This is a genomic window from Peribacillus sp. B65, from assembly GCF_058513295.1.
The window spans coordinates 2,195,915-2,218,594 of sequence record NZ_CP195840.1 but is presented as its reverse complement, the minus strand read 5'-3'; the positions used below and the strand labels follow the sequence as shown (position 1 = coordinate 2,218,594).

General features: G+C 41.3%; 21 protein-coding genes and 4 tRNA genes. 1 reads left to right on the top strand and 24 read right to left on the bottom strand.

Going from position 1 to position 22,680, the window contains the following annotated elements; genetic code table 11:
- Position 1: 1 nt before the first annotated feature.
- The 20 genes from ACSR9O_RS10895 to ACSR9O_RS10800 form a co-directional block, all read right to left on the bottom strand.
- Positions 2–799 carry a two-component system regulatory protein YycI gene (locus tag ACSR9O_RS10895; protein WP_101223965.1) on the bottom strand — a complete coding sequence of 266 codons (798 nt, stop codon included), beginning with the start codon at positions 797–799 and terminating at the stop codon, positions 2–4.
- Positions 786–2,117 carry a YycH family regulatory protein gene (locus ACSR9O_RS10890; RefSeq protein ID WP_491724375.1) on the bottom strand — a complete coding sequence of 444 codons (1,332 nt, stop codon included), beginning with the start codon at positions 2,115–2,117 and terminating at the stop codon, positions 786–788. The genes ACSR9O_RS10895 and ACSR9O_RS10890 overlap by 14 nt, the downstream gene beginning before the upstream one ends.
- Entirely contained in the window at positions 2,114–3,946 is a 1,833-nt protein-coding gene (gene walK / locus ACSR9O_RS10885; RefSeq protein WP_434168226.1) for a cell wall metabolism sensor histidine kinase WalK, read from the bottom strand. The genes ACSR9O_RS10890 and walK overlap by 4 nt, the downstream gene beginning before the upstream one ends.
- A 5-nt stretch (positions 3,947–3,951) precedes the next feature.
- On the bottom strand, positions 3,952–4,659 hold the full coding sequence (gene yycF, locus ACSR9O_RS10880) for a response regulator YycF (RefSeq protein WP_034316131.1): 708 nt from the start codon (positions 4,657–4,659) through the stop codon (positions 3,952–3,954).
- A gap of 281 nt (positions 4,660–4,940) precedes the next feature.
- Entirely contained in the window at positions 4,941–6,356 is a 1,416-nt protein-coding gene (locus tag ACSR9O_RS10875) for a peptidoglycan DD-metalloendopeptidase family protein (RefSeq protein ID WP_491724374.1), read from the bottom strand.
- Between the two features lie 412 nt (positions 6,357–6,768).
- Positions 6,769–6,841: transfer RNA gene (locus ACSR9O_RS10870), tRNA-Phe, on the bottom strand.
- 29 nt (positions 6,842–6,870) lie between these two features.
- Positions 6,871–6,946, bottom strand: a tRNA-Asp gene (locus ACSR9O_RS10865).
- A gap of 23 nt (positions 6,947–6,969) precedes the next feature.
- A tRNA-Glu gene (locus ACSR9O_RS10860) sits at positions 6,970–7,041 on the bottom strand.
- 8 nt (positions 7,042–7,049) lie between these two features.
- Positions 7,050–7,125, bottom strand: a tRNA-Lys gene (locus ACSR9O_RS10855).
- Between the two features lie 275 nt (positions 7,126–7,400).
- Positions 7,401–8,693 carry an adenylosuccinate synthase gene (locus tag ACSR9O_RS10850; RefSeq protein WP_076368493.1) on the bottom strand — a complete coding sequence of 431 codons (1,293 nt, stop codon included), beginning with the start codon at positions 8,691–8,693 and terminating at the stop codon, positions 7,401–7,403.
- Positions 8,694–8,972: 279 nt separating this feature from the next.
- Positions 8,973–10,337 carry a replicative DNA helicase gene (dnaB, locus tag ACSR9O_RS10845; protein ID WP_034316139.1) on the bottom strand — a complete coding sequence of 455 codons (1,365 nt, stop codon included), beginning with the start codon at positions 10,335–10,337 and terminating at the stop codon, positions 8,973–8,975.
- A gap of 140 nt (positions 10,338–10,477) precedes the next feature.
- Positions 10,478–10,927, bottom strand: coding sequence for a 50S ribosomal protein L9 (rplI, locus tag ACSR9O_RS10840; RefSeq protein WP_101223970.1), 450 nt, complete (start codon positions 10,925–10,927; stop codon positions 10,478–10,480).
- A complete protein-coding gene (locus ACSR9O_RS10835) occupies positions 10,924–12,894 on the bottom strand; it encodes a DHH family phosphoesterase (protein ID WP_063595549.1) in 1,971 nt (656 codons plus the stop codon). The genes rplI and ACSR9O_RS10835 overlap by 4 nt, the downstream gene beginning before the upstream one ends.
- Before the next feature lie 41 nt (positions 12,895–12,935).
- Entirely contained in the window at positions 12,936–13,883 is a 948-nt protein-coding gene (locus ACSR9O_RS10830; RefSeq protein WP_491724373.1) for a YybS family protein, read from the bottom strand.
- A gap of 237 nt (positions 13,884–14,120) precedes the next feature.
- Positions 14,121–14,360 (bottom strand): 30S ribosomal protein S18, encoded by a 240-nt coding sequence (rpsR, locus tag ACSR9O_RS10825; protein ID WP_053348323.1) that lies wholly within the window; start codon positions 14,358–14,360, stop codon positions 14,121–14,123.
- A 48-nt stretch (positions 14,361–14,408) separates the two neighbouring features.
- Positions 14,409–14,933: a single-stranded DNA-binding protein gene (gene ssb / locus ACSR9O_RS10820; RefSeq protein WP_057278276.1), complete on the bottom strand. Its 525-nt coding sequence runs from the start codon at positions 14,931–14,933 to the stop codon at positions 14,409–14,411.
- A 68-nt stretch (positions 14,934–15,001) separates the two neighbouring features.
- The gene (gene rpsF, locus ACSR9O_RS10815) at positions 15,002–15,286 is read right to left on the bottom strand and encodes a 30S ribosomal protein S6 (RefSeq protein WP_034316153.1); all 285 of its coding nucleotides are present in this window, start codon (positions 15,284–15,286) and stop codon (positions 15,002–15,004) included.
- 196 nt (positions 15,287–15,482) lie between these two features.
- A complete protein-coding gene (gene ychF / locus ACSR9O_RS10810) occupies positions 15,483–16,583 on the bottom strand; it encodes a redox-regulated ATPase YchF (RefSeq protein WP_034316156.1) in 1,101 nt (366 codons plus the stop codon).
- A gap of 167 nt (positions 16,584–16,750) precedes the next feature.
- On the bottom strand, positions 16,751–16,948 hold the full coding sequence (locus tag ACSR9O_RS10805; RefSeq protein WP_034316158.1) for a DUF951 domain-containing protein: 198 nt from the start codon (positions 16,946–16,948) through the stop codon (positions 16,751–16,753).
- 20 nt (positions 16,949–16,968) lie between these two features.
- Positions 16,969–17,805, bottom strand: a complete 837-nt coding sequence (locus tag ACSR9O_RS10800; protein ID WP_101223972.1) for a mechanosensitive ion channel family protein — start codon at positions 17,803–17,805, stop codon at positions 16,969–16,971.
- A 391-nt stretch (positions 17,806–18,196) separates the two neighbouring features.
- Here ACSR9O_RS10800 and yyaC point away from each other — a divergent pair, with 391 nt between their 5' ends.
- The gene (yyaC, locus tag ACSR9O_RS10795; protein ID WP_101223973.1) at positions 18,197–18,832 is read left to right on the top strand and encodes a spore protease YyaC; all 636 of its coding nucleotides are present in this window, start codon (positions 18,197–18,199) and stop codon (positions 18,830–18,832) included.
- A 54-nt stretch (positions 18,833–18,886) separates the two neighbouring features.
- Here yyaC and ACSR9O_RS10790 read toward each other — a convergent pair whose 3' ends face one another.
- The 4 genes from ACSR9O_RS10790 to noc form a co-directional block, all read right to left on the bottom strand.
- The gene (locus ACSR9O_RS10790; protein ID WP_427573207.1) at positions 18,887–19,588 is read right to left on the bottom strand and encodes a DUF554 domain-containing protein; all 702 of its coding nucleotides are present in this window, start codon (positions 19,586–19,588) and stop codon (positions 18,887–18,889) included.
- 53 nt (positions 19,589–19,641) lie between these two features.
- A complete protein-coding gene (locus ACSR9O_RS10785) occupies positions 19,642–20,502 on the bottom strand; it encodes a ParB/RepB/Spo0J family partition protein (RefSeq protein ID WP_101223975.1) in 861 nt (286 codons plus the stop codon).
- Complete coding sequence (locus ACSR9O_RS10780) at positions 20,495–21,256, bottom strand: ParA family protein (protein ID WP_034316249.1); 762 nt, start codon at positions 21,254–21,256, stop codon at positions 20,495–20,497. The genes ACSR9O_RS10785 and ACSR9O_RS10780 overlap by 8 nt, the downstream gene beginning before the upstream one ends.
- Positions 21,257–21,519: 263 nt before the next feature.
- On the bottom strand, positions 21,520–22,380 hold the full coding sequence (gene noc / locus ACSR9O_RS10775; RefSeq protein ID WP_101223976.1) for a nucleoid occlusion protein: 861 nt from the start codon (positions 22,378–22,380) through the stop codon (positions 21,520–21,522).
- Positions 22,381–22,680 lie beyond the last annotated feature (300 nt).

Genomic DNA, 22,680 nt, shown 5'->3' with positions numbered 1-22,680 from the left:
CTCACTCCAGTATTTTTTCTTCTGTATTCAATTCAATGACCTCTCCATCAAAAGCGTTCACGAAGAGATCCGTTTCGTCATCAATGACCACCCACCATGTTGGCACAAGTAAATGTGACACAGATGTCGTCTGCAGCGAATTGTAAAAACCTAATTTTACATTCGTGACTTTGCTTTTAGGGGCGATATCGCCATTATCATACAATTCTCCAATAGCAGTTAAAGCAGATACCAATTCTTTAGGTTTGTTGAATTTTTCGATCCCCTCTAAATACATCTGTTCATAGGAGACGATTTCACCCTTCTTGTTCAGATATAAAGTGACCTTCCCCTTACTATTATTATAAAACATCTTTTTATCTGCCACCTGATAGCAGATTATGGTCTGGCTGATTTCATCATAGCTCCAAAAATGATACTCACTTCCATTTAATATATACTCCTTCAGGAATATATCCACGTCTGCAGCATTAATTTCCGCTTTCATGCCAACCGGTATCTTAAATGTACCCACAAGGTTCTTATCATCGATGATTTTTGCTTTTTGATTCTTTAGGTGCTGTATATCTTTCTTCTCGAAGGTCTTGCTTTGGGCTATCAGGAATTGATCCTTCAACTTTTGTTTCGGAAGTGGGGTTTCTATTGAAATCTCATCTTCTTTCAAAAGTTCATCCGTAAGAGGCTCCGTAAAGCTTTCTAATTGGGAGTCATTAATCTTTTCCAGGAATTGATAAAGAAGAAAAATATTCAAAATGAAGAAAACCATGATGAATATCGACTTTGTATTATTCCAATCCACTTTGATCGCCTCCTTCTTCAAAAGGCACAATAAACCATTTATCGCCTATACGATAATACCAAGTGGGTTCAAGTGTAACTAGAGTCACAAGTTTGGAATCGAGGGATTTATTCAATCTATAACCAATCGAGATGTCCTCCACGCTTTTGAAATCGATATTATCTTTCGATTTCAGCTGTTTCAATACTTCTTTTCCGCTTGCTAAGGTCACTGCGGCTCCTTCTGACGGGAGGACTGAGTCAAGTGAAAAGTACGGGCGGTCATAGCTATAAATTTCTTCTTTCCCCCAAATTTGCTCGATTTCAGTCATTCCGTAATCATTGAAGGTCGGATAACCATTCACGAATAAGCGGAATACCACTCGTTGTTCATTCTCAGACATGTAGGCAAAGCGGTAATTGTTATCTTCCCAACCAGCATGATCATTGATGAAATCGATGCTTTTTTGCAGAAGGTCACTGGAACTGCCGAAAAACTTGCTCTTTTGTGCCGGATTGATATAAGAAATTAAGTAATTCTCTTTATTGACCGTCATTAGTCTTGTTCCATCCGTGTATTCCTCACCGACCGAAACGGATTCCTGGCGTACGAACTTCGGATAATTAAATAATGCATTTTTCAAGTTTCCAATATCCAAATAGTCAATATAATACTCAAGTCTGTTGATCTCCACTGGATTTTCCGGGACGAACAGCGTCCTTTTGCTGTTTATCGTTTCGGCCGTGTATTCAGGGTGCTTATCGTAGGAATCCCTATAAAATGAATCCATGAAATTCCTAAGTTTTTTAGAGTTCACCATGCCTTGATAAATCTTCTCTTTATCGTAGGAAACAAAATAAACGGCAGATTCATTTCCGCTGATATCCTTTTGTTTAATGATGATTCGGTCAAATGAAAATTCAGGCACTTCCTTATCCGTAATATTCAATACCGTTTTATAAAGAGCGATGGGTATATCATCGGAAAATTCGATTTCAATCGACCCATCTTCATGGACAAAATCATCAAATTTCCTTTGCAGCCTGTTTACGGATACCTCTTTTAAGCCTCTGAAACGCCATTGCGTAAATTCTTTTTCCATTTCATTCATTTCTGCCGGATTGGAAGTCTGGAAATGCTGCCCATTGCCATGGAAAAGGATACTGACTGGTTTAATGACATCACTGACAATCTGGACATCGCTTTTAATCTTTATAAATTCCGACGATTGTTCAAATGGATCATATTCAGGCTCGTAAGTCCAAATGCTCCATGTCAAAAAAATGCTTGTCCCAACCAAAATAATCAGTATGATACTTTTTGCACGTTCAAAATTCATGACCAATCATCCTCTTCTTCCTGTTCGTAAGGAAGTGTAAAGAACACGGTAGTTCCTTTTCCATCCACACTTTCCGCCCATATTTTCCCGCCATGCGCCACGACCATCTCTTTTGCAATCGCTAAACCAAGCCCTGTCCCGCCTAAGTTACGGGCCCTTGCTTTATCCACACGGTAGAAGCGGTCGAAAATTTTATCAATGACGTTTTTCGGGATACCCACTCCTTGATCTGTAATGCTCACAATGATAAAGCCATCAGATGCCCTGACGCGGAAAGTCACTTGACCCCCTTCAGGTGAGTACTTTAATGAGTTGGAGATTACATTATAGAGAACCTGGGTAATTTTATCTTCATCAATATCCACAAAATAAGCTTCCTTCGGCAAATCACGCTTAAACGTGATGTCATCATTTTTCGTCATTTCAAAACGATCGATGATGTGGTCATAGAATTTATTGAAATTCACCCAGCCTGTTTTAAGCCTGTAATCTTTACTATCCATTTTCGAAAGCTGTAACAGATCATTAACAAGCCTGATCATCCGCTCCGTTTCATTTTGGGTAACACTTAAAAAGGATGGAGCGATCTCCTCGTCCTTCCATGCACCTTCAGCCAATGCCTCCAGGTAACTTCTCATCGTCGTTAGAGGAGTTCGCAATTCATGTGATACATTGGCAACAAATTCCCTGCGTTCACTCTCGATTTTTTCCTGCTCTGTTATATCATGCAAAACAGTAATCAAACCATTAACGAATCCCGTTTCCTTTTGAATGACCGAAAAGTTCCCCCTCAAAATGAAAGGCCGGTTTTTTTTGCTGTAATCAAGTATTACGGACTCTCGCTCTTCCAGTAAATCCTCAAATTTATACTCTTCTTCAAGACCCAAAACCTCAATGATCGGTTGATTCATGACGGTTTCACGCGAGACATTCAATAATTGTGCCGCCGGTTCATTAATCAAGTTCACCCGACCGCGCCTGTCCGTTGAAATTACGCCATCCGTCATATTGGCAAGTACAGATGATAGCTTACGCCGCTCTCCTTCTGTACTTGATTGCGACTCTTGAAGCTTTTTGGTCAAATTATTGAAAGTGACGGCAAGCTGGCCAATTTCATCATCGCCATATACCCTGACTTTTCTGGAGAAATTCCCTTTCGCCATCACCAGTGCCTGTTTTCTCATATCAGACATTGGCCTAGTGATCGTTCGTGCGAGCAGGATCCCCAAGATGGCCGTAATGACTAAGGCGATGGCCGTACCCGTCATGAAGATGCTATTGATTTCATCCATCTGCTCAAAGACATTTTCCATCTCAGCTATTACATAGACGGCGCCAATGACCTCCCCATTTGCTTCAACGGGTGTCGAAAGGACCCAGAGCCGCCTGCCTGTTTTCTTATCCCGGAATATATCATTATCTTCTTTTCCATAAATGAGCGTATTCTTAATAAGGACCTCTGTTGTCTTCTTCCCTACAATATCCTGGTTACCTGGGGCTGAAGTTCCGATCACGCGTCTGCTGCGGGTGTCGATGACACGTACTTCCGAAATATCATTCGATGAATTATCCCGGTCTCTCAATATCGTATCAATCGCTTCTTCGAGGGTTGGATCTTCCTCTCCCCTCTCTTTTTCCATTTCTTCACCAATGCTGTAGGTAAGCAGGTTAACGTGGCCTTTTATTGATTTCGTAAAGTTCCCAACAAGATTTTCTTCCAATTCCCCAACAAAATATACCCCGATTATTTGCATTGCTACAAAAATGAGCAAAACATAAATCAGAACAAATTTAAAATGGATTGAGCGAAAAAAACCAACCTTTTTCATAGAAACTACTCCTGTTCAGGGTTACGCAGGTAATAACCGACCCCTCTTCTAGTTACAATCCAGCCAGGATGGCTTGGATTGTCTTCAATCTTCTCACGAAGACGTCTGACCGTTACATCGACCGTCCTCACATCCCCGAAATAATCATAGCCCCACACGGTTTGCAATAAATGCTCCCTTGTCATGACCTGACCGATGTGCTTCGCTAAGTAATGAAGCAACTCAAATTCGCGATGCGTCAATTCAATCGTATCGCCCCGTTTGGAAACCACATAGGCATCCGGATGGATTGTGAGCGTTCCTATCGTAATTTCCTTCGGTTCATTTTCTTGATCGGGAACCGGAACAGCTTGCTGACGTCTTAGGTTCGCCTTAACGCGGGCAATTATTTCCCGGGTACTAAATGGCTTTGTCACATAGTCGTCTGCACCAAGCTCCAATCCTAAGACCTTATCTATCTCTGAATCTTTTGCCGTTAACATGATGATCGGCGTTTCATACTTCTTCCTTACTTCCCTGCAAACTTCCATCCCATCGCGCTGCGGCAGCATGATATCAAGTAAAATCAAATCAGGTTGCCGTTCCTCTACCATTTTGAGGGCTTCATTGCCATCATAAGCACAAAAAACTTCATAGCCTTCTTTTTTTAGATTGAATTGTAATATATCAGCAATTGGCTTTTCGTCATCCACTACCAGAATCTTTTTATCCATGTACTTATCTCCTTTTTAATAACTGAACTGAATCTATTAAAAACCGTGTCCTTATCCGGGACCTTATTCACTTTTCCTTCTGCTTGCACCAATCTTCGCAACCTAGTTCAGCAAACTTACATATATATACCCAATAAAAGGGGCTGAACACCGGAAATGAAAGCAAATTGTCTCTATTCTACTTTATCATTTTATAGGCATTAAATCACCTTTTTCCTATTATTCTCATCTATGTATGAAGCAGAAGAAGTCTTCGAATATTTTTCGAAGACTTCCACCGGTTACTGACTTATAAAGTTTAGCGGATTAACGAGAGACCCATTTTTATATATTTCAAAATGGAGGTGGACACCAGTCGAGTGCCCTGTTGAACCCATCATGCCGATTTTCTTGCCTTTTTCAATCTTTTGTCCTGCTTTTACATCTATTGAATCCAAATGGGCATACACTGTCTTATATCCATTATTATGATTGATCGTTATCTTATTTCCATATCCTCCGGAGTTTCCTGCAGTTTCGATTATCCCATGATCTGCTGCCGTTATTGTCCTGGTGGTTGGTCGGGCAATATCAATACCTTTATGAAGTTTCCCCCATCGCTGGCCCTGCTTACTGGAAATATAGCCCCCATCTGCAGGCCATGAATATGTACCGCTTCCCTGTGAAGGAATGACCTTGGTGCCTTTTCTGGTGATTTCTGTTTTGGCTTTTTCCGTGACTTCTTTTTTTACGATCGTTTCACTGATTTTCTTTCCGTTTGTTTCAGATACATTATAGGTGAACGCAAGAATCCCCTCATTCCCTATTTGTTCAGTAATGATCTCTCCCTTAAGGAGTTCGTCATCCTCCTTCACTTTCTTCTGAAAAGGAATTCTCTCTTCCTTAAACACTTCTCTTTCTACCATTACGTTCACATAGGGGGTACGCTGGGTCACATAGAGACGTTCGCCCTCTTTAACATCTTTGTTCTCATCCTGTCCCGGATTCAGCTCCAGCAGTTGATCCAGGTCCATATCATGCCTAGTGGCAATGGCTTCAAGATCTTCATCTTCCTTAGCCTCATAGATCGTCGTTTCTTCCTTTCCTTCTTCTATCATGGAGAGGGTTTCATCGACGCTCTTGATTTCGTCTGGATATACCATTGTCTTTATAGACGTAACTGGAAGTGAAAATTCGATGTCCAGAATTCTACTTCCTGACTCTTTTAACGCATCCAAATCTTTTTCACTTTCTTTTTTACCTGATTCGTATTCAGCGTATTCCTCTTCATCTACATATAATAAAGTGATTTTCTCCAGAACGTCCTCGGCATCTTCCTTTGACGCAACATAAGCGACCGCCTGATTATCTATGTCGATTTCATACGCCTCTGCCTTCACATTCAACTGATGAATTCCCTTAACAGCCTGATCCTCTTTTACCTCTTCATCGAATACCTCTTCAGGTACAAAAGTCAGCTGTGTCTCCTTATCGAATGTAAAGTCAGGATAGTCTTCCTGTGCTTCTTCTACTTTATCGGCTACGATCTTTTCGATCTCCATTTCATCCGTGACACTTCCGACGAACTCATCGTTAAGATAAACATGCTGTATGGTTGCAGTTTCCGATAGCCCAGCAGCAGTTGCCCGATTTCCTGCAAGCACTAAAATGACGGAAACCATCAACAGGATGATCCCCTTACCTTTTGAGCTAAACATATATTGTCCTCCTTAACGGCTCAGTCACCAATTAAGAAACTAATCAAATTTATTTCGAGTTTTATTAGTCCATTTTAAATATCAACATGCTCATGACTGATTGCTATAATGATTTTTTATCACTCATAACTCTACCATATTAAGAAAAAAAACAAGAAACAGACTTCATAATGTAATAGAACTGTATAAATGGTGACAACATGTACCAATAAATATGGTAATGGGAAAGTTTCAATAAACTGCGGAAAAGGGAGTGGACCTAAGCCCAGCAAGGCTAAAAGCGGTTTATATGCCGAATTGGTCTAAATTGGAATGTTACAAAACGTTAACAATCCATTAACAGTATTTCATTCAAAATACATCTGAATGCAAAACAAAAAAACGCCCTAAAGGAAAGGCGTTTATTAAAGGATGGCTCAGGACGGAATCGAACCGCCGACACAAGGATTTTCAGTCCTTTGCTCTACCGACTGAGCTACTGAGCCAAATATTCTATTTTAGTATAAAAATAAAATGGCGGTCCCGACGGGAATCGAACCCGCGATCTCCTGCGTGACAGGCAGGCATGTTAACCGCTACACCACGGGACCAGTAAAGCATTTATATAAAGAAGTGACCCATACGGGATTCGAACCCGTGTTACCGCCGTGAAAGGGCGGTGTCTTAACCGCTTGACCAATGGGCCGGAAAAAATGGTGAGCCATGAAGGATTCGAACCTTCGACCCTCTGATTAAAAGTCAGATGCTCTACCAACTGAGCTAATGGCTCGTTCTAATGAAATGTTTCTTTGCATGATGTGAACTTAACATCTGCTGCTTGTTAATGGCTTGTTCTATTGTGACGACGCTTTTGATAATATCATGGTTAGTATAGTTTAGGCAATAGTTTTTTGAAATAAAATTATTTTTTTCTTATCTTTTTCATTTTCCCTACAGTTTAATCCATTCATTCGGTATCCTGGACCTCCCGAACGTGACAGATGATGCATTGATCTTAATAACGAAAGAAGAGCCGGCAAAAAAAGCCAGCTCCTTTTTCATGAATTACGCTAGACGCCAAGGGCTTCTCACGACATTAGTTTGGTTGCGGTCAGGACCGACAGAGAAAGTGGTCAAAGGAATGCCTACCAATTGAGATACGCGCTCTACATAATGGCGAGCGTTCTCTGGAAGCTCATCCAATGATTTGCAGCCTGTGATGTCTTCTGACCAGCCTGGCAGCTCTTCATAGACTGGTTTACATTCGCCAATCGCTTTCAAAGTCGCTGGAACCTCATGAATGATCTCGCCTTTGTAGTCATAAGCCACACAAATTTTGACCGTATCAAGACCTGATAATACGTCAATAGAGTTCAATGATAAATCGGTAATCCCGCTGACACGGCGGGCATGGCGAACGACAACAGCGTCAAACCAGCCTACACGGCGAGGTCTGCCTGTAGTTGTACCATATTCCCGGCCAATTTCCCGGATTTGGTTGCCGACTTCATCATGTAATTCTGTAGGGAAAGGACCATCGCCCACACGGCTTGTATATGCTTTACATACTCCAACCACATGGTTGATTTTCGTAGGACCTACACCAGAACCGATCGTAACTCCACCTGCAACCGGGTTAGATGAAGTGACAAATGGGTATGTTCCTTGATCGATATCAAGCATAACACCTTGTGCGCCTTCGAATAATACCCGTTTTCCTTCATCAAGTGCGTCATTCAATACAACGGATGTATCACAAACATATTTCTGCACTTGTTGTCCGTACTCATAGTATTCTTCCAAGATATCTTCGATTTTGAAACCTTCCGTTTCATAGAAACGTTCAAACATACGGTTTTTTTCGACAAGATTTTGAGACAATTTTTCCTCGAAAATTTCACGGTCCAAAAGGTCTGCCATGCGGATTCCGTTACGAGCAGCTTTGTCCATATATGCAGGGCCGATTCCCTTTTTAGTCGTTCCAATTTTGTTGGCGCCTTTACGGTCTTCTTCGACTTCATCCAATTTGATATGGTAAGGAAGAATGACATGTGCACGGTTTGAAATACGAAGATTATCCGTACTCACCCCATGGCTATGTAAATAAGCAAGCTCCTCTACAAGAGCTTTTGGATCAACCACCATACCATTTCCAATGACACAAATCTTATCACTATAAAAAATCCCTGACGGAATTAAATGCAGTTTATAGGTAACGCCGTTAAATTTTATTGTATGCCCTGCATTATTCCCACCTTGATAACGAGCGATGGCTTCCGCATTCTGGGATAGAAAATCTGTTATTTTACCTTTACCTTCGTCTCCCCATTGTGTACCGACTACTACAACTGATGACATCTGAATAAAGCACCTCCAAAGGTTCACGTAATACCGATCATTAACCGGTTCTTATCAAACAAACCTATTTTATCAATAATCCAAACTGGAAGTCAATACAAAATCCGAACAATACACTTTTTAAAAAATTCTTTGTTCGTAAATATGAGAAATTTCTTTCCGGTTTTTTTGGATTGTCAAACATTATTGTACCCTCTGATTTCTTTTTCTATTATCATAACGCCCTTTCTTTTTCCCGAAACAGAGAAAGCCCGCCATTGCATAATGGCAGGCAGTTTTCTATGCGCCGGGAGACATCGAATCATCATCGAAGCGGCGTTCAAGGTTAACGAATTTATTATATTCTTTCACGAATGCAAGCGAAACCGTGCCTACTGGACCATTACGCTGTTTCGCTATAATGATTTCAATGATATTTTTGTTCTCGGATTCTTTATCATAATAATCATCACGGTATAAGAATGCGACGATATCTGCATCTTGCTCGATACTCCCGGATTCCCGGATATCAGACATCATCGGGCGCTTATCCTGACGCTGCTCCACTCCCCGCGATAGCTGGGAAAGGGCGATGACGGGCACTTTAAGTTCACGAGCGAGCGCTTTGAGTGAACGTGAAATCTCGGATACCTCTTGCTGACGATTGTCGCCTGAACGACCATCTCCTTGAATTAATTGCAGGTAATCGATCAATATCATGCCAAGGCCATGTTCCTGCTTCAAACGACGGCATTTTGAACGGATTTCACCAATCCTAACACCTGGCGTATCATCGATATAAATGCCGGCATTCGACAAGCTTCCCATCGCCATCGTCAGTTTACGCCAATCCTCATCAGTTAAGGAACCTGTCCGTAAATTCTGAGCGTTGATATTCCCTTCAGCACAGAGCATACGCATAACGAGCTGCTCTGCACCCATTTCAAGACTGAAAATCGCTACATTCTCCTCCGTTTTGGTCGCAACGTTTTGAGCGATATTCAATGCAAAAGCGGTTTTACCAACCGAAGGACGGGCACCCACTATAATGAGGTCATTACGTTGGAACCCTGCTGTCATTCGATCCAGTTCAGCAAACCCTGTCGGTATTCCCGTGACATCCCCTTTACGGGTAGTCAAAATTTCTATGTTATCGTAAGTCGCAACCAATACATCTTTAATATTTTGAAAAGACCCGGAATTTTTACGCTGGGCCACTTCCATGATCGTTTTTTCTGCTTCCCCGAGCAGCTCCTCGACCTCGTCCTCGCGACTGTAGCCTTCCTGAGCGATGTTGGTCGCTGTCCTGATCAAACGACGCAGCAATGACTTCTCCTCGACGATGCGGGCATAATATTCAATATTGGCGGCGGTAGGCACCGATCCGGCCAATTCACTTAAATAAGAAACACCGCCAACTTCTTCAAGGTTTTTTGTCGCAGCCAGTTCCTCTGTCACCGTAATCAAATCGACAGCTTTTCCTTCGTCATTCAATTTAAGCATCACATTAAAAATCTTTTGATGAGAGCTTCTGTAAAAGTCTTCCGGAATCAAAACTTCCGATGTAACGGTCAATGAAGAAGGCTCTAGAAAAATGGCTCCCAGTACAGCCTGTTCGGCTTCTATATTTTGAGGTGGAATCCTATCCTGAAATTGTTCTATCATATCTTAAAACCTCCCAATCTAAGAGGATACCTTTTATATGTTTCTAGTAAAAAAGAAAAAAGTGAAAGGACAACATGCCCAATCACATTTTTCGTCTATCTCTATTTTATCAATTTTTCACAGATATGAAACAGCTAAAATTAGTTAATTTCTTTCACATGCACAGTCAGTGTCGCAGTGACCTCAGGATGAAGCTTGACTGGAAGCTTTGTATGCCCTAAAGAACGGATGCCATCAGCAAGCTCCATTTTACGTTTATCAATCTTGATACCGTGTTTTTTCTGAAGCTCGGAGGCAATTTGTTTAGTCGTGATTGAACCGAATAAACGCCCGCCCTCACCGGCTTTGGCTGATAGTTCAACCGTTAACTTCTCCAGCTGCACTTTCAATTCTTCAGCTTGCTGCAGCTCTTCTGCTGCAAGTGATTCTTCTTTATTTTTCTGGGCTTCCAAAGTTTTTACATTTGAATTATTTGCTTCAACCGCCAATCCTTGTTTAAGCAGGAAATTATGTGCATAACCATCTGCAACATTTTTAACTTCCCCTTTTTTCCCTTTACCTTTTACGTCTTTAAGAAATATCACTTTCATTCTTTATGTCCCCCTTCTAAATATTCATCAATAGCTGCTTTCAATCGACTTTCGGCCTCATCAATGGAGCATACCTGCTGGGTGGCGGCATTTGTTAGATGTCCGCCTCCATTCAACATTTCCATGATCACCTGTACATTGATATCACCGAGAGAGCGCGCACTTATGCCAACTGTATCATCAGATCGCTTAGCCATTACAAAGGAAGCGACAACGCCATCCATGGTCAATAGGGTATCCGCAGCCTGAGCGATGAGCACCTGATTATGAACCTGATCGGTTTTTGCCGCTGCAATGGCAATTCCCTTTTTATAAAAGATGACTTCTTCAATGAGCTTCGAACGTTTGATATAAGTGTCCACGTCTTCTTTTAAGAATTTCTGGACAAGTACCGTATCAGCCCCATGCGCCCTTAGATAAGAGGCGGCATCGAAAGTGCGTGAACCCGTTCTCAAGGTGAAGCTTTTCGTATCGACGATGATACCCGCAAGAAGCGCCGTCGACTCCAGCATATCAATCTTTGAGCGTTTCGGCTGATATTCAAGCAGTTCGGTCACAAGTTCTGCCGTTGAAGACGCATATGGCTCCATATAGACGAGCAATGAGTTCTTGATGAACTCCTCACCCCGGCGATGATGATCGATGACCACAACCTTATCGATCCTATTCAATAGCCGCTCTTCAATTACCATGGAAGGTTTATGCGTATCAACCACAACCAGCAGCGTCTCATCCGTAATCATTTCAAATGCATCATCAGGTGTTATGAACCGGGCATACAGCTCTTCTTTATTTTTGATCTCTTCCATTAAACGAAGGACGCTGCTATCGAGCTGCTGGGTGTTGATGACAATATAGCCTTCACGTTCATTCATTTGGGCAACCTTCAAGATGCCGATCGCTGAACCGATTGCGTCCATATCCGGGTTTTTATGGCCCATGACAATGACTTTATCGCTATCAAGTACTATATCCTTCAATGCATGCGAAATAACACGGGCACGGACCCTCGTGCGTTTTTCCATCGGATTGGTTTTGCCGCCATAGAATTTCACTTTTCCATTCGCTTGCTTTATGGCTACCTGGTCACCGCCACGTCCTAAAGCGAGATCCAAGCTGGACTGTGCAAGCGTACCTAGTTCCGGCAAGGATGACACGGCCGAGCCGACACCGATGCTCAAGGTCAATGGCACATTTTGCTTGGCCGTCGTTTCCCTAATTTCATCCAAAATCGAGAATTTCCCCTTTTCAAGCTGCTGAAGGATATGCTCATTAAAGACAGCGATGAATCGTTCCGAGGAAACCCGTTTAAAGAAAACGCCATTATCCCTTGCCCATTTATCAAGAAGTGAGGTAACCAAGCTATTAATGCTGCTTTTACGCTGATCATCCATACCCTGGGTCAAGTCATCATAGTTATCAAGAAGAATGATCGCAATTGCCGTTCGCTCATCTTCATATAATTTCTCGATTTCCACTTGCTCCGTCACATCAAAAAAGTAAAGAAGCCTTTCATCACGCTTATGGACCACCTTGAATTTCCGATCGTGGAGCGTAAGTGTCTCTGTCTCGATCTCTTGCTTGATTAACGGTACTATCGAGTCCGCAACATCGTATAGCGATCTTCCTGCCAAGGAGTCTTCACTAAAACAGGAAGCCAGGAATGGATTGGTCCATTCAATGTAATAATCCTCATTAAAGAGCATGATCCCAATCGGCATTTCCAATAACGCTTCTTCGCCTACCTTCTTTAAACGGTAAGATAAAGTCGTTATATACTCTTCTGTCTTCCGTTGCTTTTTTTCTACCATTCTTAATGTTAAATAAAATAAACCAGCAAGAATCAATAATCCAACAAGTGCAATAACCCAATTATAATAAGCCAGGACGCCCAAAAGTAAAACGACCGCGGCGAGCACCCCATATAATGGGGACTTAATCGAGTATTCTTTCAAATAAGATGGCATAGTTTCAGCTCCTAAAAGCATCTGTTTTACAAAAAAGTCTTCTATTCCTTTTTCTTGATTGTCTCCCTAAATGGAAATCCTAAATCTATTATACCTAAAAACCGGACGGCCGTCGTAATAATCGGAATCGGCAGAAGCAAAGAAAAAACCACGATTAAAACAGGTATGGCCTTAACCCATGACTTAACATGAGCAATATAGAATATCAGGGAATACCCTTGTAATAATATGAAGAACTGCAGTATGAAAAATAGGTTCGTTATGGCCATATATACAAAACTGTTCTTGTCCGTATTCACAAAAAGAGCAAGAAGCATCGTAATTAAATAATACCATAAAAGGCTTTTCGGGAGTCGCAGATCTCGAAAATGTGGCCATTTTAACGCCTTATTACTGAATCTCTTCACAATGGGGTGCGCCGCAAGGAAAATCAATAAAACCATGATGACGGACATCAAGACGAACAAACTTGGCATCAGGGTGTTCATCATATCGATTGATTCATACATCCGCTTTTTGACTTGTTCCGTCGGTGCCTGTCCAAAAGAATCCATGATGCCGATTGAATTTTCAATGGACCCCTCAAGAATGTTCATCGATTCTTCTATGTAATTAACATCCGTAATCAAAACTGAAGCTGCATACATTAATAAAATGCCCCCCAGAAAGACAAGGACTGCGCTTATGAACATAGGTGCCATCGGTTTGTCCTTTTTCAAAAAATAGCCGATCGCAATTCCCGTCGCCCCCATTAGCAAGGTCAGCGGAACAGACAATATCGTCCCGATGAGGATCGACAATAGCGAGGCTACAAATAAGTAACCAAGGCTCCACGATAACTTTTGTTTGATTGTGACCAGTATGAATGGAATGGGTAAAAAGAAAGTAGTGAAAATACCCAATGGTGGGATTTGAATGGTGATGAACAATAAAATGCAATATAGTGCCAGAAGTGCTCCGCCCTCGGCAATTCGTCTCCCGCTATTCATCTTTATTTCACCCCCTGTTATTATTGATGTCTTTATCTCCATCTTTATATTGTATCCGTTACGGCCAGGATATTTCAAACATCACATTCTTTTTTAGGATATGATTATTTTTTCTGAGGAAAACGCGCGGATAACTTCCTTCTGAAATAAAAAAAACCGCAATTCAGCAGTTTTCAGGCAAAAGCGATAACTTATAAAAAAGGCACATTAAGGATAACTCCTCAATGTGCCAATTTATTATTCACCAGATACGTATGGTAGTAATGCCATAGTACGTGAGCGTTTAATAGCAATCGTTAATTTACGTTGATATTTAGCGCTTGTGCCAGTTACACGACGTGGTAAAATTTTACCGCGTTCTGAGACGAATTTTTTAAGAAGATCTGTATCTTTGTAATCAATTTTAGTGATTCCGTTAGATGTGAAATAACAAACCTTTTTACGCTTACCGCGTCCTTTACGTCCACCCATTGCCATAATATATTTCCCTCCCTGCTTTTTTGAATTTTCATTTTAAACGGCTGTTTAAAACGGAAGATCGTCATCTGAAATGTCGATTGTCTTACCGTCATTTGCAAATGGATCATCATCTACACGAGTGTAGTTGTTATTGCTCCGTTGATTCTGATTAGGATTTTGTCCATACGAATTGTTGTCATTTCCGTTATTACCATAACTTCTTTGACCTCCACCGTAAGAACCGCCTTCATTTCTTTCACCCGCTGAACTGCTTCGTGGTTCAAGGAATTGAACGCTCTCAGCCAGAATCTCCGTCACATATACGCGTTTGCCGTCTTGTCCTTCATAATTACGTGTTTGGACACGTCCATCCACGCCAGCTAAACTGCCCTTTTTCAAGAAGTTAGCTACATTTTCTGCCGGTTTACGCCAAACTACACAGTTAATGAAATCCGCTTCACGTTCACCCTGCTGATTCGTAAAACTACGGTTCACAGCCAAAGTAAAGGTAGCTACGGGAACCCCATTAGGTGTATATCGTAATTCAGGATCTTTAGTTAAGCGTCCTACCAAAACTACGCGATTCATCATCAGAATCAACCCCTAGGTTTCAAGCTTGTTTCATGTGAAACAAGATTAGAATTTATATAAATATTGAATTAAACTTCTTCTCTAGTAGCCATGTGGCGAATAATGTCTTCACTGATTTTAGCAAGACGATCGAATTCTTGAATCGCAGCACTTTCAGCGTTAACTTTAAGAAGCATGTAGTAACCATCACGGAAATCATTGATTTCGTATGCAAGACGGCGTTTACCCCATTCTTTTGCTTCTACTTCCGCACCATTATCAGAAAGGATTGTGTTGAAACGTTCAACTAAAGCTTTTTTAGCTTCTTCCTCAATGTTTGGACGGATGATATACATAATTTCGTATTTTCTCATCACTGTCACCTCCTTTTGGTCTAAGCGGCCCAATTGGGCAAGGAGCAATTATTTATAATTACTCACAAGATAAAATTATAGCATAGTTAAAGAGGCTTTGCAACGAACGGTTCGACTTATTACAATTAATTGTAATCTGATGATTCAAATCGCAAAAAAAAAGACCCTACATATGGAACGGTAGGGTCTTTGAATCTTAAACGTTAAAACGGAAATGGATAACATCGCCATCGTTAACGATGTATTCTTTTCCTTCCAAACGGACTTTACCCGCTTCTTTTGCAGCACCATGACTGCCCGCTTCAAGTAAATCGGTATAAGAAACCGTTTCGGCACGGATGAAACCACGTTCGAAGTCCGTGTGAATGACGCCTGCACATTGAGGGGCCTTCATTCCTTTTCGGAATGTCCAAGCACGCACTTCCTGTACACCAGCTGTAAAGTATGTTGCCAATCCAAGCAGATTATAAGAAGCACGGATCAACTGATCAAGACCTGACTCCTCGATGCCAAGTTCAGATAGGAACATTTCCTTTTCTTCACCTTCAAGCTCTGCAATTTCCTCTTCGATTTTGGCACAAATCACGATTACTTCGGCATTTTCCTTCGCAGCATATTCACGAACTTGCTGTACATATTCATTATCGTCAGCATTCGCCACTTCATCTTCGCTCACGTTCGCTACGTAAAGCGTCGGCTTCGCCGTAAGTAAATGCATGCCCTTCACGATTTTTTGCTGCTCTTCAGTAAACTCAACGGAACGTGCAGGCTTTTCATCTTCCAGTGCTTCTTTTAAAGCCACAAGGATTTCATGTTCTGCAACAGCGGCTTTATCTTTTTGCTTGGCCATTTTTCCGACACGGTCGATGCGTTTGACAACAGATTCCAAATCGGCAAGGATCAATTCAAGGTTGATGACTTCAATATCATCGATTGGATTTACTTTTCCGGAAACATGGGTAATGTTATCGTCTGCAAAACAACGGACGACTTGACAAATGGCATCAACTTGACGGATATGGGAAAGGAATTTATTACCCAATCCTTCTCCTTTACTTGCTCCTTTTACAATCCCGGCGATATCCGTGAATTCAAATGCTGTCGGAACCGTCTTTTTCGGTTTAACCAATTCAGTCAATTTTTGCAGACGGTGATCTGGGACTTCCACGATCCCGACATTAGGGTCGATCGTACAGAAAGGATAGTTGGCAGATTCCGCACCTGCCTGAGTAATTGCATTAAATAAAGTGGATTTACCTACGTTAGGTAAACCGACTATACCAGCTGTTAAAGCCATTTATATTTCACTCCTTCAAGATGATTCGTACATATGGGAAAAGAACTGATCTTCTATAAGACCATCCAATTACCTAAACCTTTCCCAATTATAGATTTCGCTTCCTAAAAAGACAAGTAAATCATGAGAAACGCAGGACTACTTTCACTCCCAAAAAAAAAGCATGATCACTCCTCATGCTTTTGCAGAACTTTTTTCATTTTCTTTGCGAATTCACGTCGGGGCAGCATCACGCTATGACCGCACCCTTCACATTTTATCCGGATATCCATACCGAGCCGTATAATTCTCCACTTATTCACTCCACACGGATGTGGTTTCTTCATTTCCACAATATCCTTAAGTGCAAATTCCTTTTCTTCCATAACCATGAGCCCCCTAACTCCTATGACTCGCTGCCATTGTACGTAGATTTAATCCCACTTGAATCAAGCGCAGCACTTATTTCATTTCTTAATATCCTGCTGATTTCGATGTGATGCATCGGCTTCGTTTCCGCTTTAACCCGAAAGACGATTTCTTCAGGACTGATTTTTTCAATTCCCAAAAATTCTGGTGCTTTGACCAGGGCTTCGTATCTGCCTTCCATACTGTTTAAAAGATCAATCAGCACCTTCTCGGCACGCTCGACCGATCCATCATTAGGTATGGTCACATCAACAACAGCCATACTGTTTAAAATCGAATAATTCGTGACCTGGATGATGCTGCCGTTAGGTATGAAGTGCAATTCACCTGCACTGCTTTTGATTTTTGTTGTACGAAGCCCGATTTCAATGACTTCCCCTTCAAAAGTATTGATTTTAATATAATCCCCAACCGAGAAATGATCTTCAAAAATAACGAAAAACCCGGTAATTATATCCTTGACCAAACTTTGTGCGCCAAATCCAATGGCCAAACCGAGAACACCAGCACCAGCGAGTAATGGCATCACATGAAGTCCAAAAATCTCCAGAATCATCAACAAGGCAATGAAATTGATGACATAAGTAATGATATTTTCCAGCAATTTAATGAGTGTCGCTTCCCTGCGCTCCGATACCCGAATTGGACTTCTTAAACGAGCTTTGAAAAATTTATTCAGAATAGTCTTTCCTATTGTAATAATAATACGCGATAACAACAGAACAAGGAAGATTTTAATAATGCCCTCGCCCATCAGCAGCCATATCTTTTCATCTAATATCTCTTTTGTAACGCTATCATAAATGCGATCCATATTTTCCTCCTGCTTAATGCAAATAACTGCAAAACTATTATATCTTATATATGATTTTTCCCATATAGACGTATTCCTCTACCCTTCATGCATGGAGATAACCATGAATTAGAGAGATTTTCTCTATTTTATCAATAAATAATGGTTTCTGTACAAAAAAATTATGGGTATATAGGTAAAAGAATTAGAAGTTTTTTCCCAAATATTCAAGTGATTATTTACTAGAAAGTATAAATGAAAGCAATTGGTAGAGGAAGAACGTCGATTCATATCCCCTTCACCTGTTTGCATGTTCTACAAAAAATTCCCTCATCCATTATGTTAAATACCGTATATTTTCCCCTTTTTATCCGTATACTGTAATACCAAATAAAGTAAAGGAGTTGAGCCGATGAATCTGAATTCTAGTCTATTTAATAATAATAAAAATAGATTGAGTCGCATCCTGCATGAAGATACGGATGCATCCAAACAAATTTCCCAGGAATTGATCAACCTCCTACCTACCGGAAAGCTTCAACCAATCGTCATCGTCTGTATAGGCACAGACCGTTCCACAGGCGATTCACTCGGACCACTTGTCGGCACTCTGCTTAGTGAAAAAGCTGAAAACAGCTCTTCTTCATTCCATGTTTATGGTACTCTGGATGACCCTATACATGCGATGAATTTACAGGAAAAATTAAATGAAATCAAAAAGATGCATACCAATCCATTTATAGTCGGAATCGATGCTTGCTTAGGGAAAATGAAAAGCGTCGGCATAGTTCAAATCGGCCAGGGACCAGTGAAGCCAGGTGCTGGGGTCAATAAAGATCTTCCTTCCGTTGGAAATGCCCATATTACAGGAATCGTGAATGTAAGTGGATTCATGGAGTTCATGGTCTTGCAGAACACTCGTCTTAATCTTGTGCTAAAAATGGCCAAAACCATTGCCGAGGGAATTCATGAAGCACAAAATCATTATCCAATAAAACCTACCATCACTCCTTTCACATGGTCATTCAAGCAAGAAAAAACCCTTTGATCGATTTTTGCCTATGATAAAAAAGAAGGAAGGGGTCATCCCCTTCCTTCTTTTTTATACATAATACATGAAAGTAACCAGAATGGCGGTGATCATTATGCCTGGAAGCAGATTCGCCACCCTTATTTTGGTGACACCGATAATATTCAAACCAATTGCCAAAATCATGACTCCCCCAGTTGCCGTCATTTCCAATATGAAGGAATCCATTAAAGCAGTTGGGACCATCGTATTGATCTGCCTTGAAAAAATCGCCATTAACCCCTCATATAGAATGATCGGAAATGCTGAAAAAAGTACACCTATGCCGAGCGTGCTGGCGAGGACCAATGCAGTAAATCCATCGATGATCGCTTTTGTTATCAAAACGTCATGATCATTCCGGATGCCGCTATCCAGGGCACCAATAATGGCCATCGCCCCAATGCCAAATATGAGTGTAGCCGTTACAAACCCCTGGGATATCGAAGTTCCTTCCTTCGCTTTCATCCTGCGTTCAAGCCAATTGCCTAAAGAATTAAGCCTACCCTCAAGATTCAACCATTCACCAAGGACAGCCCCTCCGACAATACTTAAAATGACAACAAGGAAATTATCGCTTTTAAACCCCATCTGTAAACCTAAGACCATGACAGCCAAACCAATGCCGCTCATGACCGTTTCTTTTATCTTTTCAGGTATATGTTGTAAAAACCTTCCTAAAATCGAACCGATTAAAATGCAGGCACCATTCACCAAGGCCCCTAATAATACCATCTCATCCACCTAATTTTCTGCATAAGTCGTCACGATCTTTTCATAAAGGCAATCTAAGAGGAAAGGTTCTCTTGATCGATCAAGTTCAAAATTCTCTCTAAATCTTCTTTTGAAAAGAATTCTATTTCTATTTTTCCTTTTTTCTTGCTTTGTTTTATCGTTACGCTCGTTCCTAGTCTTTCACGCAGACTTGTCTCCCGTTGCTTTATGAATATATCTTTTTTCTCTTGTTTCTTAGTTTTGGTTTCACGTGAAACGGTATCATTCAATTGATGTATATATTGCTCTAGCTGTCTGACATTCATACCTTCTTTGAGGATTTTATCCACTACCGGCTTAAGCAACTCTTTTTTCTTTAAACCTAGCAATGCCCGTCCATGGCCCATGGAAATTTCCCCATCGGAGATATATCTCCTAATCCCTTCAGGCAAAGAAAGTAATCTAACATGGTTTGCTATATGGGGCCTGCTTTTACCCAGCCGATTGGCCAACTGCTCCTGGGTAAATTCCAATTTTTCAAGAAGTGTTTGGTAAGCGACGGCTTCCTCGATCGGATTCAAATCCTCCCGTTGCAGGTTTTCCAAAATCGCCAGTTCCATCATCTGCTGTTCGCTCAATTTCCTCACAACGACCGGAACTGTCTTTAAACCTGCTTCCTTGGCAGCACGGTAACGCCTTTCCCCAGCCACGATTTCATAGCCCTTAATGCTTTCCCGGGCAATAATCGGCTGTAATATCCCGTGTTCCATGATGGATTGCTTTAATTCCTCTATAGCTTCAAGCCGAAAGCTCTTTCGGGGCTGATAAGGATTTGGCCTTAATTCCCTTACTTTGATTTCGCGCACGATTTCATCTTTACTGATCTCCCCACTGTTGAAAAGTGCGTTAAGTCCTTTGCCAAGTCCTTTAGCCATTTGATACCACTTCCTTTGCCAGTTCTAGATAGACCTCCGCCCCACGTGACTTTGGATCATATATAATTATCGGTTCTCCATGGCTCGGTGCCTCACTCAAACGGACATTGCGGGGAATGATGGTTTGATAGACTTTATCCTGAAAGTATTTTTTTACTTCTTCTATGACCTGGAGACCTAGATTTGTTCTTGCATCCAACATCGTCAAAAGCACACCCTCGATTTTCAAATCATGGTTCAAATGCTTTTGGACGAGGCGGACCGTATTCAACAGCTGACTCAAACCTTCCAATGCATAATATTCACATTGTACCGGAATCAAAACTGCATCAGCAGCCGTTAAGGCATTAAGCGTAAGCAACCCCAATGACGGAGGGCAGTCAATCACAATGTAATCATATTGGCTTTGCACCTCTTCTAATGCCCTTTTTAATCGGACTTCCCTTGAGATGGTTGGAACCAGTTCAATTTCTGCACCTGCAAGTTGAATTGTCGCAGGTATGGCATATAGGTTTTCTACCTTTGTTTCCATGATAACGGTACTGGCCTCGACATCATCAACCAATACATCATAAATACATTGTTCCACATCTGCTTTGTCGATACCTGCACCGCTTGTCGCATTTCCCTGCGGGTCAATATCGACCATTAAGACTTTCTGTCCTATATATGCAAGACAAGCACTTAGACTGACAGAAGTTGTCGTTTTTCCAACACCGCCCTTTTGATTGGCAATGGCGAGAATCTTCCCCACGAATTCACCTGCTTTCAACTATCTTCATCACGCTATATAAATCTATTGATTTTTACCGTAAATCCATTTATTTCTTTCTATTTTATCATGAATGTTACTGGAAGAAATCGTTTTCTGAAATTCCTCTTAAAATTTCAAATACACTTAAAAGCATTAAAAATCCGGGGAAAGTTGAATGTTTTCAAGGAGGAAAATGCCAGTTTTGGAGTGAAAATAAAAAAGCTTGGTAATCGAAGACTACCAAGCGGGCTAAGGATAGGGAATCAAGTTTTTTTCTTGGGTATTTTAATCGTGAACTGATAATACTCCTCGAATTCTTCTTCCTCTGCATCCAAATTTATTCCATTGTCTGTAACCATATTGAGTGATTGGCGTATGGTATTCACGGCAATCCTCATGTCTTTACTAAACGCTTTTCGCTTAGGTTTCGGCTTCTGCACAGTACCCGTCAGGAGCTTGACGACCTGCTCTTCGGTCTGCTTGACGTTCAACCCTTTTTCGATGATTTCCACAAGCAGTTTAAGCTGCTTTTCAGGACTCTTTAACGGTATCAACGAGCGGGCATGTCGTTCCGTAATTTGCTTTTGAAGAAGTGCATCCTGAACCTCCTGTGGCAGCTTAAGCAGCCGAAGCTTATTCGCCACGGTAGATTGACCTATTCCCAGTCTTTGTGCCAGAGCTTCTTGGGTTAAACTATGCAGCTCCAATAGTTTTCCGTAAGCCAAAGCTTCTTCAATCGGTGTCAGTTCTTCACGCTGAAGGTTTTCTATCAGCGCGACGGAAGCAGTTTCTGTATCGGTGAAATCCTTGATTATAGCAGGTGCCAATTCCCAGCCAAGCTTTTGCATGGCCCGGAAACGTCGCTCACCTGCAATGATTTCATATTTTCCCTGACCATAAGCCCTTACTACAATTGGTTGAATGATCCCATGAGTATGAATCGTTTGAGCCAATTCAGCAATTTTATCGTCATTAAAAACGGTCCTTGGTTGAAATCGATTAGGCACAATATCAGAAATGGAAATTTTTCTTATCTCTTCATTATTATTGCTAGGTGTCTCCATCTCTAGTTGCTCTTCTTCTTTTTCGCCAAACCCAAAGAACCGCGAAAAAGGATGCTTCATCTTCCTACACCACCTTTTAAAACTCCCAAATAACATATTCTCTATTTAAAGGACAAGTCCTGCATACATTTCCCGACATGGTTATACATATGGCCCTTCACTGTAAAAAACATGTCGACTGGCGCCATCAAGGCAATAATGAGGAATGGGAGGCCGGTTATTATGAATATCGGCCGGCATGCCCTAGACTATTTCCCTGAATCAGCCAGCACAGGGCACACGTTTTAACATGTACCTAAATGTCTTTTTGCTAGCAAATGCAGTATTGAGTGAAAATAATAAGTTCATACATTTATAGTA